Source organism: Acinetobacter sp. WCHAc010052 (assembly GCF_002165295.2).
GTDB lineage: Bacteria > Pseudomonadota > Gammaproteobacteria > Pseudomonadales > Moraxellaceae > Acinetobacter > Acinetobacter chinensis.
This window is the reverse complement of sequence record NZ_CP032143.1, coordinates 915,188-928,734: the sequence shown is the minus strand read 5'-3', so window position 1 is coordinate 928,734 and position 13,547 is coordinate 915,188. Positions and strand designations below refer to the sequence as shown.

Below are 13,547 nucleotides of genomic sequence, written 5' to 3'. Positions count from 1 at the left end.
AAATTATTCATAGAGTAACCTGAACGTGAAACATTATCTGCTTTATTTCGCATCCGTCTACAGCATTGCACTGGTGCTGCTGACCACCGTACTGATCATTGCTTTAAATTTAAGTGGTATTACCCTGTTGCCTGCTTTGATTGCCTCAGCCTTCATTGCTGCGGGGCATTTTGTAAAACGGGAAAAACGCCTGCCAACTCCTGAAGAAAAAGTACAGCTGATCTGGGGATCATCTGCTGTTGCTATTATTATTGGCAGTCTGTTTGTCTTTTTTCTTGTGATGCTGAATCCTGATGCTGAACAGATTTTACAGGCAGCAGATCAGGCAGGAATAGGTCTGTCAGCTGTGATCATGCTCTGCCTGATTGCCATTCATGGTGCAGTTTTTCATGTTGCATATCACTGGTATGCCAAGCGCTGTCTGAACCGGACCAATATATCAGGCTGACAGGGTGCTCCCATATTTCATATAATCAATAAAAAAGCACCTGAAGTAAGGTGCTTTTTTAATGCTGAACAGATTATTTTGCTGGTGTATGGAACATCAGATAAATTTCATTCAGATTTTCAGGAATTTCTTCTGCAATTTCGTCCATTAACTGACCATTGCGACGGAAAGACTCCATTTGTGGATCTTCATCATCGACACCACTGAAAACCATCATTGGTAAGGTCAGATCAACCACCTGCTCTTCAAATTCAGGTGTGAACCATCCATCTTCATTCAGGAACATTGCATCCACAAAACCGACTGCCCAGTCGCCCAGACTCGATTCAACATCCGCTTCTTCAATTTCAAAAGGAAATTCAATCCCTTCTTCATTTGAAAGTTTCTGACGCAGGTCTTCAAGCCACAGTTTAATCTGCGCTACGATTTCTTTCGGTGCTTTGCTCTGATTTCCCTCAAACAGCTCTTCAAGCCATTTGTCGAACTGAGGACCAACTGCTATGGCACATAAAAAGCCATGTGTCGCAGCAAAATCGAGACCATATTCATTCTGGTCCCCATCAAGATAATCACTTAACAGATCTAAATCCAAAGCACTCATGTTATTTCCAGGCGGTTTTCATCAGTGTCAAAGCATAGCATCGAAAGGCAGCTTGCCCAATGACTTTTTACTCGTCGTCAAAATCGTCGTCATCAATATCATAATCGAAATCTTTCAGCTCACGTTCAAGGCGACGCTTTGCGAGAAGGTCATCAATCAGACGGCGCTTTTCAAGTGATTCTTTAGCACTGATTTTACTTGATGCCTCTTCGAAATTAACATCATCATCACCGTAGCTATCATCCAGTTCGAAATCTGTAGAAGACACTAAAACTACCTCATAATGAAAAAATTTGAATGGGTCTAGGCGCTATTTATCTTTCTTACAGTTTCCTGTCAAGTTTTATTTGATTTTTTATACCAATTGCATATTATCCTCTTGCATACACCTAATAAAATTGTGTATTTATAATCAGTTATTTTTCAGTTCAAACCACCCTATAAACATTAAAGTGTGAAGCTCGAACAGAGACAGGACTTGAAAGTTTTTATATTGCCCCAATACTGTTAAGCAGTTGTTAAATCAAACTACATAAATTCACTGCTGACTGATCAAATCAGAAAGTATTTTGAGCGAATTGTGCTATCATGCACGGTTTTTTACCGCCACAGATTCAATGAAGAGTAAGCAAAGATGAGCGATATGACTTCCCCTACTTCACAGGTAGCGGCGCTGATTAGCCGAGGCAAGGAACAGGGTTACTTAACTTACGCTGAAGTTAACGATCATCTGCCGGACTCAATCACAGAAAGCGAGCAGATTGAAGACATTATTCAGATGCTTCAGGACGTTGGTATTCCTGTACACGAACGTGCGCCTGAATCTGACGATACGATGTTCGGAGACAACGCGGAAGCAGCCGATGAGGTTGCAGAAGAAGAAGCCGCTGCGGTACTTGCATCTGTTGAAAATGAACCTGGTCGAACCACTGACCCAGTCCGTATGTATATGCGTGAAATGGGTACCGTTGAACTGTTGACCCGTGAAGGCGAAATCAGTATTGCAAAACGTATCGAGGAAGGTATCCGCGACGTTCTGAACTCGATTGCCTACTGGCCAAATGCAGTGGAAGTGGTTCTTCAGGAATACAAAGAATACGAAACCGGTGAGCGCCGCCTTGCCGATATTTTATCAGGTTATTTAGACCCTGAAACAGATGAAGATATTCCAGAAGTACTGGAAGACAGCGCAGAAGAACTTGACGACGACGAAGATTCATCTAAAAAGCCAACCAAAGATGTAAAACTGGATGACGATGATGAAGAGGAAGAGTCTGAGGGTGATGATGACTCTGAAGGCGAATCAGGTCCAGATCCTGAAATTGCGAAAGCACGTTTTGAAGAACTGGAAAATGCCTGGAACACTGCGAAACAGGCAATTGCACAGCATGGACGAAACAGCGCTCAGGGTACTGAAGCGATGGAGGCACTTGCCGCTGTCTTTATGATGTTCAAATTCACTCCACGTCTTTTCGATATTATTTCAGAAATGATCCGTGGCACACATGAACAGATCCGTACTTCTGAACGTGAAGTGATGCGTTATGCAGTCCGTCGTGGCCGTATGGACCGTACTCAGTTCCGTACTTCTTTCCCTGGCCAGGAATCAAATCCTGCATGGCTGGATGAACAGATTGCCAAAGCGCCTGCTGAACTGAAAGGCTATCTTGAAAAAGTTCGCCCTGATGTACTGGCATTCCAGCAGAAAATTGCAGATCTTGAGAAAGAACTTGGCTTAAATGTAAAAGACATTAAAGACATTTCCAAACGTATGGCGGTTGGTGAAGCAAAAGCCCGTCGTGCGAAAAAAGAAATGGTCGAAGCCAACTTACGTCTGGTGATCTCAATTGCGAAAAAATACACCAACCGTGGTTTACAGTTCCTGGATCTGATTCAGGAAGGTAACATCGGTCTGATGAAAGCCGTGGATAAGTTTGAATACCGTCGTGGTTATAAGTTCTCAACTTATGCAACATGGTGGATCCGTCAGGCAATCACGCGTTCAATCGCGGATCAGGCACGTACAATCCGTATTCCGGTACACATGATCGAAACCATTAACAAGATCAACCGTGTATCCCGTCAGCTGCTTCAGGAAATGGGTCGTGAGCCTACCCCTGAAGAACTGGGTGAACGTCTGGAAATGGACGAAGTGAAAGTACGTAAAGTGCTTAAAATTGCCAAAGAGCCGATTTCCATGGAAACGCCAATCGGTGATGATGAAGATTCACATCTTGGTGACTTCATTGAAGACAGCAACATTACATCTCCTGTAGATGCTGCGACTTCAGAAGGCTTAAAAGAAGCAACCCGTGAAGTCCTGGAAAACCTGACTGAACGTGAAGCGAAAGTTCTGAAAATGCGTTTTGGTATTGATATGCCAACTGACCATACTCTCGAAGAAGTAGGTAAACAGTTTGATGTAACCCGTGAACGTATCCGTCAGATCGAAGCGAAAGCGCTGCGTAAATTACGTCACCCTTCCCGCTCAGAACACTTACGTTCTTTCCTGGAAAACGACTGATTTCTGATACTCCGATGGAGGCTTGAAAAATTATTGAAAGTCTCCATTAAGTAATCAAGAGAACCACAACAGCGCCTGCACTCATGCAGGCGTTTGATATAAGGGGGACTGACTCTCATGACTATGCCAGATCGCACACCATCCCGCGAATTACAGGAACATCTCTGGGTTTTTCCAATGGACTACCCAATTAAACTCATTGGTAATGCAGGTACAGAACTGCACGTTGCAGTCCTGGAAATTTTAGTGAAACATTTTCCTGAGTTTGATGGAGCGACTTTATCAGTTCAGCCTTCGCGTACAGGTAAATATCACTCCATTACTGCGCAGCTCCGTTTTGAAGAACTGGAACAGGTACATCAGCTTTATGCCGATCTTGCAGCCTGCCCTCTGATTAAAACAGCACTGTAATCTGCTTTAAAAACACGCCTGCTGGCGTGTTTTTTTATGTCTCCACGGTCTTTTTCAGCTCCACAGTTCAGTTGAAAAGTCTATAATTGGACAAACAGTTTTGACGAAAAGGATACCTGTTCTGTGAATGATACTGTTCTGAAACCCAAGCTGATTATTCGACACTTTGAAACAGCGGTTGAATATGCTGACCGTTTTCAGGCAATGAAAAACCTGACAGAAAACCGTGATGAAAATACACCCGATGAACTGTGGATTTTGCAGCATCACGATGTACTGACGCAGGGACAGGCAGGAAAACCTGAACATATCCTGGCACATACCGATATTCCAGTGGTTCAGAGCGACCGTGGCGGTCAGATTACATGGCATGGTCCTGGTCAGATGGTGGTCTATTTCATGTTTGATTTAAACCGACTGAAATGGAATGTCCGCAGCCTGGTGTCCTATGCTGAAAATCTGATGATTGAACTGCTGAAAAAATATGGCATCACGGCATATGCTAAAGCAGATGCACCAGGTGTATATGTTGATGAACGTAAAATTGGGTCTCTGGGTTTTAAAATCCGTAAAGGACGTAGTTATCACGGCTTAGCATTAAATATTGACTGTGATCTGACCGGATTTCATACGATTAATCCATGTGGTTATGCAGGACTTGAAATGGTCAGAGTGATGGATCTTATTCCTGAAACTTATCCACGTTTTGAAAACTTCTGTGCAGATGTGATTGAATCTTTAAAAGACAGCGGTTACTTTAATGACGTAGAAGTCATAGAACAATAAAAGACTTTGCATTTCACACAAAAACAAATTAGAGTATTTACTCTAATTTATAATTATTTTTACAATAGGGACTCGCGAGTGATTACAAGTAAATCTGTAAAACCCGCTCTGCAACAGGCTTATGTCAAACTCATGATGGATGTGATTGGCAGAGGTCTGGTTATGGCGAGCCAGGTCGATGAAGAAATTAAACAGGAAGTTGCAAAATTTCCAACAGGTTTCGTTCTTTCCATGAATGTATTTCTAGATGGTCCTGCATTCATTGCAAGAGTCAGTGAACAGAAACAGCTGGAGCTGCTTGATACTGCACAGCAGAAACCGGATCTGACCATTACGTTCAAACATCTGAGCCATGCATTCCTGGTCTTTTCATTTCAGGAAAGTACAGCTTTGGCATTTGCACATGACCGTATGATTGCAGATGGTGATTTAGCCCATGCGATCAGGCTCGTCCGTTGCCTCAATAAAATGGAAGCGCTGATTCTGCCAAAACTGGTTGCAGAACTGGCAGTAAAACAGTACCCAGGCGATTTAAGCCTGAAAGAAAAATTAACAGGAGCTGCCAGTATCTATCTGAAAGTAGCTCAGTCCTATCTGAAACGGAGTGCATAACATGGCTAAGCCTTATTACGAATTTTTCTGTCCGGTCAAAGTTATTGCTGGTCATGCTGCACTCGAACACATTCCGTTTGAACTTGCCTCACTGGGTTCAAAACGTCCAATGATCATTACAGATAAGGGTGTCCGCGCAAATAACCTGCTTGCACCGCTTGAAGCAGCTTTTGAATCCACCAATGTAGAAATTGGTTTTGTCTTTGATGACGTTCCACCAGATTCAAGTCTTGAAACTGTCCGTGCTGCGGCTCAGGCATATCGTACCAACAACTGTGATGCGATCATTGCAGTAGGCGGTGGTTCTGTTATTGATACCTCAAAAGCAACCAACATTCTGGTGACTGAAGGTGGAGATGACCTGCTGAAATATTCAGGTGCGCATAACCTGCCTAAACCGCTGAAACCTTTCTTCGTGATCCCAACCACTTCAGGTACAGGCTCAGAAGTCACCATGGTTGCCGTGGTTTCAGACAATCAGAAGCACGTCAAAATACCTTTTGCATCCAATTACCTGATGCCAAATGCTGCCATTCTTGACCCGCGCATGACACTGACCCTTCCACCACACCTGACAGCAATGACAGCAATGGATGCACTGACACATGCCGTTGAAGCCTATACCTGTATGGCTGCCAACCCAATTTCTGATGCCTATGCAACAGCTGCAATCAAAAAAGTATGTGGCAGCCTGTTCGATGTGCTGGATAATCCAGCTGATGAACACGGTCGTCTGGAACTGGCTCAGGCTTCCACCATGGCAGGCATTGCATTTTCAAACTCCATGGTCGGACTTGTCCACTCACTGGGTCATGCATTAGGTGCTGTTGCTCATCTGCCCCATGGCTTATGTATGAACCTGTTCCTTCCGTATGTACTTGAATACAACAAAGAAGTAAATGGCGATAAAATCGGTGACTTACTGCTGCCACTGGCAGGACCTGACATTTATGCTCAGACCCCTGCTCATTTACGTGCAGACAAAGCCGTATCCACCATCCTGGCCATGCGTGACCGCCTGTTTACTCTGACTAAACTGCCCCGCACTTTAAGCGAGACAGGAAAAGTAACTGAAGCTCAGCTGGATGATGTCGCTGAAAAAGCGCTGAATGATGGTTCGATTATTTATAACCCTAAGGAAGCGAACCTGGAAGACCTGAAAAACATTCTGAAAAAGGCTTGGTAATACACTTTAAATAAGCCAATATAGATCCACATAGAGCCTGGTGATTTTATATACACCAGGCTTTTATCATATCAATAACCCTGTAAGACATTTTTTCAGCAGACTGGCTTAAGTTCTGCTAAAAAAAATCACAAAGTTACTGACAAAAGGTACCAATCTGGTATAGATTGGCGCACTTTTGTTTTATTCGTAGGGGGGATCGTTCGTCTCAAACGATCCTTGGTATATATGACTGATCCTTGATCAACGATTAAGAGGATAACGCCGTTGACAAATATCTCTGGGACTCAATCGGCAGCTAAACTGCAAAAAACGCTGGGCTTCTGGCACATTATCATTATTGGTTTAGCTTATATTCAACCTATGACCCTGTTTGATACTTTTGGTTTAGTATCTGAAGAAAGTCATTTTCACGTTCCAACATCTTATATTATTGCGCTGATCGCAATTTTATTCACTTCCATCAGTTATGGGCACATGATCCGCCGTTATCCGTCTTCGGGTTCTGCGTACACCTATGCTCAGAAATCCATTCACCCAAATGTCGGGTTTATGGTGGGATGGTCATCCTGGCTTGATTATTTATTGTCCCCAATGGTCAATATTATTCTTGCTGTGATTTATCTGGAAGCACTGTTCCCTGACGTGAATCACTGGGTATGGGTTGTCGGCTTAACTGCGGTCATGACCGGGGTTAACCTCCGTGGTGCCAAATTTGTTGCCAACTTTAACAGTCTGATTGTTCTGGTTCAGCTTGCAGTGATTGCATACTTTACCTGGATGGTTTACCAGCTGCTTGCAGGTGGTGTAAATGCTGACGGCACACTGGTCAACGCAAAATACCAGTTATGGAGTCTGGAGCCGTTCTGGAATGAAATGACAAGCCTGGGTGCACTCATTACTGGTGCAACCTTACTGTGCTTCTCTTTCACAGGATTTGACTCTTTAAGTTCACTTGCAGAAGAAACCAAAGACACTGAAAAAACCTTGCCGCGTGCAATTTTCATGACTGCGTTATTTGCAGGGATAATTTTTATTATCAGTACTTACTTCATGCAGATTTACTTCCCGAACGATCCGAAAACTTATTTTGAAGATGTTGCTGCAACTCAGCCCGATATTTTACAGGCTGTAGGTGGTGTCGCATTCAAAACTGTGGTGCTGTATTTTGCAATTATCACAGTGATGGCTTCGGGTATTTCAGCGCATGCAGGTGTATCACGCCTGATGTATGTCATGGGTCGTGATGGCGTAATCAACAAAAAGATTTTCGGTCATATCAGTCCAAAGAACTTTACACCTTCTTATAACATTCTGATTGTTGGTGTTGTTGCCCTGACTGCCGGTTTCATGGATCTGGACATTGTGATTTCAATGATCAGCTTTGGTGCGCTGACTGCATTTACTTTTGTGAATCTGTCGGTTATTTCACGCTATGCTTTACGTGATGGACGTACCAAGAGCTTCAAAGAGATTCTCAGCTTTGTCATTATTCCACTGCTTGGTTTTATCAGTATCTTTGCCATGTGGCTTGAAATTGAAGAAACTGCACTGAAATTCGGTTTATGGTGGGCAATGTTCGGTATCCTTTATCTGGGATACAAAACCAAGGGCTTTAAACACCCTGCGCCACAGCATAATGAGTTTGATGACAGACTCTGATACTTCAGTATACAGACTACTTTCATCACCAGTAAAAAAGACGCTTCGGCGTCTTTTTTACTTTTAAAAGAAATTCTGAAACATATAACTTTAAAGTTTCATTTAAAAGATTCGGCAATCAAAACCCATTTCAGTTTTTATAATGCCACCCTCGAATCCAAGCTTCTGAATAAACAGTGCTCTGTCTGCAACAATTTTGCTTTCTTCCTCATTCAGCCTGTGCCTGTTATTCAATGCCAGCTGGTAAGTCTCATCCACCACAGACTGAAAAATATTGCAGACCTCCTGCTGTTTGGCAGGTTTTAAAGAAGCCTTCCCCCGAACAACATTAAAATCATCGCGTTTTAAATTGCTGCCCCACTGGTCTATCCTCTGGCTGAAATCATTATTCATATTTTTCAAAGCCACTCTGATTTCTTCAGGACTGACTTTCTCTACAGCATCTACAGGTTTTGCCACCTGTACAGCAAAAACAGGCATGACCATACTGCATGACAACAGCAGCATGAGTCCCGTTAAACAGGTTTTCAGATTCAGTTGAACAGACATAGGCTAATAATAAATTGATTTACTTAACTTACTTTATACAGGCTAAGTTTTAGATCATAAAGCTGCATTAAAATACGCTTACATAATGCTGTTGCCACAGAACTGATCTGCATAAAAAAACCATCCTGACGGATGGCTGTTCAGATTTTTATTTCAGTTCCTGAAAACCCTGCTGACGCCAGGCTTCATACAGAATAACTGCCGTCGCATTGGATAAATTCAGACTACGGGAATTCGGTGCCATTGGCAGACGGATCCAGTGTTCCTGAGGGAACATCATGCGCACATCTTCAGGCAGACCACGGGTTTCAGGTCCCATGAGCAAAGCCACAGGACGATTTAAATCCGAGGTATGTGGTGTTTCTGAACCTTTGGTGGTTAAAGGATAGATTGCATCCAGATCAATCCCTTGCACTTTTAAATGCACAAGACATTCTGCAAAGTTTTCCCACACTTTCATGTGTGCCCATTCATGATAATCCAGTCCGGCACGGCGCAGTTTTTTATCATCCAGTTCAAAACCTAAAGGTTTAACCAGATGCAGCTGTGCCCCCGTATTGGCACATAAACGGATGATATTTCCTGTATTTGCAGGAATTTCAGGTTCAAATAAAACAACATGTATCACGTATTTTCTCTACTGCCCTTAATCTCTCCTACCCTCCCTTTTCAAAGGAAGGAACTCCCCTCTTCTTAAAGAAGGATTGGGAGAGATTTTATCGCCATCTTAACTGTTCACGTAAACTGACCACTTCACCAATAATGGTTAAAGTCGGTGCCTGAATATGATTTTCTTCAACTTTTGAAGCGATATCTGCCAAAGTACCCACCACGACTTTTTGGTCAGGCGTTGTCCCTTTGGAAATCAATGCAACCGGCATATCAGGACGCTGACCATGCGCGATCAGTTTTTCACAGATTTTTTCCAGTCCGACCAGTCCCATATACAGAACCAGTGTCTGATTTTCATAGACCAGTTCATGCCACGGCAACTCAGGAGAACCTTCTTTTAAGTGCCCTGTGAGGAAACGGACACTTTGTGCATAATCACGATGGGTCAGCGGAATACCTGCGTAGGCAGAACAGCCTGATGCTGCGGTAATCCCAGGCACAACCTGAAAAGCGACACCAGCTGCAAACAGTTCCTGAATTTCTTCACCACCGCGCCCAAAAATAAAAGGATCACCGCCTTTCAGACGGCAGACACGTTTACCCTGTGAAGCATACTGTACAAGTAAGGCATTGATACCATCCTGTGGGACGGAATGGTTGGAACGCGCTTTGCCCACATAGACTTTTTCAGCATCACGGCGACAGAGCTCCATAATCGCAGGTGAGACCAGTCGATCATAAATCACCACATCAGCTTGCTGCATTAAGCGCAGGGCTTTTAGGGTCAGTAGTTCAGGATCACCAGGTCCTGCACCCACCAGATAGACTTCACCTTTCGGCTTCTGCCATTCTGTCAAAGCCTGTTCAATCAAACGGTCAGCTTCAACCAGACGATCATTGAACACCTGTTCTTTCAGCGGACTTGCGTACAGATCTTCCCAGAAGATACGACGCTCATCAGGATTACTGATCTGTTCTTTGACGACTTTACGCCATTTACCGGAAAAATCAGCCAGCTTACCCATCCCATGTGGAACAGCAGCTTCAAGCTGAGTACGGATCTGACGCGCCAATACAGGCGAAGCACCATTGGTTGCAACCGAGATCACCAATGGTGAACGGTCAATAATTGCAGGCACCATAAAGCGACAATGCGGAGGATCATCCACACTGTTGACCAGGACATTCAAATCTTCACAGGCTTCAAAAACTGACTGATTGACTGCTTTATCATTAGTCGCTGCAATCACCAGTCGATAGCCGCTCAGACCGATGTCGGTATTGAATTTTTCAGCATGAAACTGCCCATGTGTAGAATGAACAATATCCAGCAGACTTTCTTCAATTTCAGGTGCAACCACATGAATGACTGCACCCGCTTTGGCAAGTAAAGTTGCCTTGCGCAAGGCAATGCTTCCACCACCGACAATCAGACACGGTTGCTGTTGCAACTTTAAAGAGACTGGAAAAATATCCACGGGAACCTCAATTGTTTATTTCTGATTGTCTAAAGCAATTTTCATGCTCAAATGAGATCAATAAACGTCTTTCATCTGTAATCAGATGAGGACATTGATACTGTCTGATTCAAAAAGCCTGCGCTATATGACTACAGAGCAGGCTTTTTAACTTAGTCGATGTACGTTGCACCCGCCATGTATGGACGCAACACTTCAGGAATTTCAATCGAACCATCTGCACGCTGATAGTTTTCCATCACAGCAAGCAAGGTACGACCAACTGCCAGACCTGAACCATTCAAAGTATGAACGAACTCAGTTTTCTTCTGGTCTGCACGGTAACGTGCTTTCATACGGCGTGCCTGGAAATCCCACATGTTTGAACATGAAGAAATTTCACGATAAGTTTCCTGGCTTGGCACCCAGACTTCAAGATCGTAAGTTTTGCATGCGCCAAAGCCCATGTCGCCACCACATAACACGATTTTACGGTATGGCAGACCCAGTGCCTGCAGGATACCTTCTGCATGACCTGTTAAATCTTCCAAAGCCTGCATTGAGTCTTCAGGTTTTACAATCTGAACCATTTCAACTTTGTCGAACTGGTGCTGACGGATCAGACCACGGGTATCGCGACCATAAGAACCTGCTTCACTACGGAAACACGGCGTATGTGCTGCATATTTCAGTGGCAGACGTTCAGGATCAACAATTTCATCACGCACGAAATTGGTGACTGGAACTTCAGCTGTAGGAATCAGGTAATATTCTTTTTCACCCTGTAATTTGAATAAATCTTCTTCAAATTTAGGCAGCTGACCTGTCCCACGCAGTGAATCTGCATTGACCAGATACGGTACATAGGCTTCAGTATAGCCATTTTTAAGGGTATGTGTATCCAACATGAATTGCGTCAATGCACGTTGTAAACGCGCCAATGGACCTTTCAGCACACTGAAACGTGTACCTGTCAGTTTGGTCGCAGTTTCAAACTCCAGACCACCCATCATTTCGCCCAGGTCAGTATGATCTTTGATTTCAAAATCAAACTGGCGAGGTGTACCCCATTTTAAAACTTCAACGTTGTCACTTTCGTCTTTACCTTCAGGTACCGACTCATGTGGCATGTTTGGAATAGACATCAGTTTTGCATCAAGCTCTGCCTGAAGTTCATTCAGTTCAGTTTCAGCAGCTTTAATTTCATCACCAATGGCAGACATACGCGCCATGATCTCAGAGGCATCTCCGCCAGATTTTTTAATCTGACCTACCTGTTTAGCGCCACTGTTACGCTCTGCCTGAAGATTTTCAGTGCGGGACTGAATTTCCTTACGACGTGCTTCCAGTGATGCCCATTCTTCTACGTTGAGTTGCACACCACGTTTTGCTAAGGCTAAATTTACAGCCTCAATATTATTTCTGATTAATTTAGGGTCGATCATAGCCAGTCTTTTAAAGGGAAAAACTGGCTATAGTGTAAGCTCTTCACTGTAAAAAATACAGTGACAGACTTTGCAGCTGAATCTTAATAAAGCAATATTGATATAAATTTAAATTAAGATGCTGCGTACTGAGGTAATTCAGGCAGATATTCTGGCTTGATCAGTTTCTTAACCATATGATAAGGCAAAGTCAGCTCAGACATTCCTTCTGCATAGCTGGCCAGCTCATATAATGGATACACAAATACAAGACCGTTTACACCATAGTAATAATTATCACTGAGCTGTAATTTTGATTTTTCGATATTGTGTTCACTCAGCCACATCGTATTGGACTCATAGATTGCATCGCGTATTTTCTGCTCTGCGCCTTTAACCAGAATATCCTGCAATGCAAGTCGCTGCTGGCTGATCAGGTCAAAATTCACATATTCCACATGGTACATACCATGTGCTGCGCCTGCGCTGTAGTTATAAGTACTGAGAGCAAACGTTGCAATATTATAGTGCTGCCCGATATAACGGATATCGGCTGAACTGCTGCTCAGCCCCTGCTCATCTGTTTTATCTTTTTCTTCAGCTTGGTTCTGTACAGCAGCATCCTGATTGAATACAACAGGGTCTGCTTTTTTCAGCCGATCCATAAAATAGTCGTTGATCCAGCTGACATTGGTTTCAACAGTCTGCAGGTCATAACGGGTACAGCCCTGATTGTCGCAGATTTCTGATTTCGCAAGTTTTACAGGAATGATTTTTGACTGAATCAATGGCACACCTGTGGCTTCTACTGCTGCCTTCTGTTCAACCGCAGGTTTTTCCTGGCACCCTGAAAAAATCATAACAGATGCAACAACTGGGACTGCCACCATCCACTTTTTATACTTTTTCTGTGTCATGCCTGATACCCCCGAGTGTTAAACTTTTAATGTCTTTCACTATACAAAGTAGGACTTTATAATAAAATTTTAAAATGTATCTGACGTTTGTTTTTCACCCACTCGCAAGAAAAAGAGCAATAAAACAGCATTGACTGAGCTGATTTTCTTATTCCGCCGACAGATCGACCCAGTTACCATGAAAACAGAGCCAGATACGAAACCCTGTGCCTGTTTCCTCCCATAGATATACTGCTTCATTATTTATTCGGAAAAATCACGGTTACGAACTATGCAGAATGCCTTATAAGCCTTTATGCTCACTGAAATACAGATTTCCACACAGCAGTTTTCCATACAAAAAAAAGAGCAACTTCCG

Annotated in this window: 14 protein-coding genes; 7 read left to right on the top strand and 7 right to left on the bottom strand. The window is 43.3% G+C overall.

What is annotated here, in order from left to right:
* Window positions 1-25: 25 nt before the first annotated feature.
* A complete protein-coding gene (locus CDG61_RS04910; RefSeq protein ID WP_087551190.1) occupies window positions 26-448 on the top strand; it encodes an ABZJ_00895 family protein in 423 nt (140 codons plus the stop codon).
* A 73-nt stretch (window positions 449-521) separates the two neighbouring features.
* Here the strand turns inward: CDG61_RS04910 and CDG61_RS04905 are convergent, their stop codons facing one another.
* Together CDG61_RS04905 and CDG61_RS04900 are read right to left on the bottom strand one after the other, a co-directional pair.
* Complete coding sequence (locus CDG61_RS04905; RefSeq protein WP_087513498.1) at window positions 522-1,049, bottom strand: YecA family protein; 528 nt, start codon at window positions 1,047-1,049, stop codon at window positions 522-524.
* A gap of 67 nt (window positions 1,050-1,116) precedes the next feature.
* Entirely contained in the window at window positions 1,117-1,317 is a 201-nt protein-coding gene (locus tag CDG61_RS04900) for a PA3496 family putative envelope integrity protein (protein ID WP_087513499.1), read from the bottom strand.
* A gap of 366 nt (window positions 1,318-1,683) precedes the next feature.
* On the opposite strand from CDG61_RS04900, the gene rpoD reads away from it, so the two are divergent.
* The 6 genes from rpoD (at window position 1,684) to CDG61_RS04865 (ending at window position 8,230) form a co-directional block, all read left to right on the top strand.
* Window positions 1,684-3,573, top strand: coding sequence for an RNA polymerase sigma factor RpoD (rpoD, locus tag CDG61_RS04895; RefSeq protein WP_087551191.1), 1,890 nt, complete (start codon window positions 1,684-1,686; stop codon window positions 3,571-3,573).
* Window positions 3,574-3,696: 123 nt separating this feature from the next.
* Window positions 3,697-3,984 (top strand): YbeD family protein, encoded by a 288-nt coding sequence (locus CDG61_RS04890; protein WP_087513501.1) that lies wholly within the window; start codon window positions 3,697-3,699, stop codon window positions 3,982-3,984.
* Between the two features lie 123 nt (window positions 3,985-4,107).
* Window positions 4,108-4,770 carry a lipoyl(octanoyl) transferase LipB gene (gene lipB / locus CDG61_RS04885; RefSeq protein WP_087551192.1) on the top strand — a complete coding sequence of 221 codons (663 nt, stop codon included), beginning with the start codon at window positions 4,108-4,110 and terminating at the stop codon, window positions 4,768-4,770.
* Window positions 4,771-4,848: 78 nt separating this feature from the next.
* Window positions 4,849-5,382, top strand: coding sequence for a hypothetical protein (locus tag CDG61_RS04880; protein ID WP_087513503.1), 534 nt, complete (start codon window positions 4,849-4,851; stop codon window positions 5,380-5,382).
* Window position 5,383: 1 nt separating this feature from the next.
* On the top strand, window positions 5,384-6,568 hold the full coding sequence (locus tag CDG61_RS04875; RefSeq protein WP_087513504.1) for an iron-containing alcohol dehydrogenase: 1,185 nt from the start codon (window positions 5,384-5,386) through the stop codon (window positions 6,566-6,568).
* Window positions 6,569-6,835: 267 nt separating this feature from the next.
* Entirely contained in the window at window positions 6,836-8,230 is a 1,395-nt protein-coding gene (locus tag CDG61_RS04865; RefSeq protein ID WP_087513505.1) for an APC family permease, read from the top strand.
* Window positions 8,231-8,332: 102 nt separating this feature from the next.
* Here CDG61_RS04865 and CDG61_RS04860 read toward each other — a convergent pair whose 3' ends face one another.
* The 5 genes from CDG61_RS04860 to CDG61_RS04840 all read right to left on the bottom strand — a co-directional run bounded on the left by CDG61_RS04860 (window position 8,333) and on the right by CDG61_RS04840 (window position 13,189).
* The gene (locus CDG61_RS04860; RefSeq protein WP_087551193.1) at window positions 8,333-8,779 is read right to left on the bottom strand and encodes a hypothetical protein; all 447 of its coding nucleotides are present in this window, start codon (window positions 8,777-8,779) and stop codon (window positions 8,333-8,335) included.
* A gap of 148 nt (window positions 8,780-8,927) precedes the next feature.
* Complete coding sequence (locus CDG61_RS04855) at window positions 8,928-9,407, bottom strand: tRNA (cytidine(34)-2'-O)-methyltransferase (protein ID WP_087551194.1); 480 nt, start codon at window positions 9,405-9,407, stop codon at window positions 8,928-8,930.
* Window positions 9,408-9,495: 88 nt separating this feature from the next.
* The gene (cysG, locus tag CDG61_RS04850; protein ID WP_087551195.1) at window positions 9,496-10,869 is read right to left on the bottom strand and encodes a siroheme synthase CysG; all 1,374 of its coding nucleotides are present in this window, start codon (window positions 10,867-10,869) and stop codon (window positions 9,496-9,498) included.
* 152 nt (window positions 10,870-11,021) lie between these two features.
* Window positions 11,022-12,293 (bottom strand): serine--tRNA ligase, encoded by a 1,272-nt coding sequence (gene serS / locus CDG61_RS04845; protein ID WP_087551196.1) that lies wholly within the window; start codon window positions 12,291-12,293, stop codon window positions 11,022-11,024.
* Window positions 12,294-12,406: 113 nt separating this feature from the next.
* A complete protein-coding gene (locus CDG61_RS04840) occupies window positions 12,407-13,189 on the bottom strand; it encodes an RsiV family protein (protein ID WP_087551197.1) in 783 nt (260 codons plus the stop codon).
* Between the last annotated feature and the right edge of the window lie 358 nt (window positions 13,190-13,547).

Coding starts and splice junctions, on each gene's coding strand:
- CDG61_RS04905 (WP_087513498.1), bottom strand. CDS start 1,049: ATGAGTGCTTTGGATTTAGATCTGTTAAGTGATTATCTTGATGGGGAC.
- rpoD (WP_087551191.1), top strand. CDS start 1,684: ATGAGCGATATGACTTCCCCTACTTCACAGGTAGCGGCGCTGATTAGC.
- CDG61_RS04890 (WP_087513501.1), top strand. CDS start 3,697: ATGCCAGATCGCACACCATCCCGCGAATTACAGGAACATCTCTGGGTT.
- CDG61_RS04875 (WP_087513504.1), top strand. CDS start 5,384: ATGGCTAAGCCTTATTACGAATTTTTCTGTCCGGTCAAAGTTATTGCT.
- CDG61_RS04860 (WP_087551193.1), bottom strand. CDS start 8,779: ATGTCTGTTCAACTGAATCTGAAAACCTGTTTAACGGGACTCATGCTG.
- serS (WP_087551196.1), bottom strand. CDS start 12,293: ATGATCGACCCTAAATTAATCAGAAATAATATTGAGGCTGTAAATTTA.
- CDG61_RS04840 (WP_087551197.1), bottom strand. CDS start 13,189: ATGACACAGAAAAAGTATAAAAAGTGGATGGTGGCAGTCCCAGTTGTT.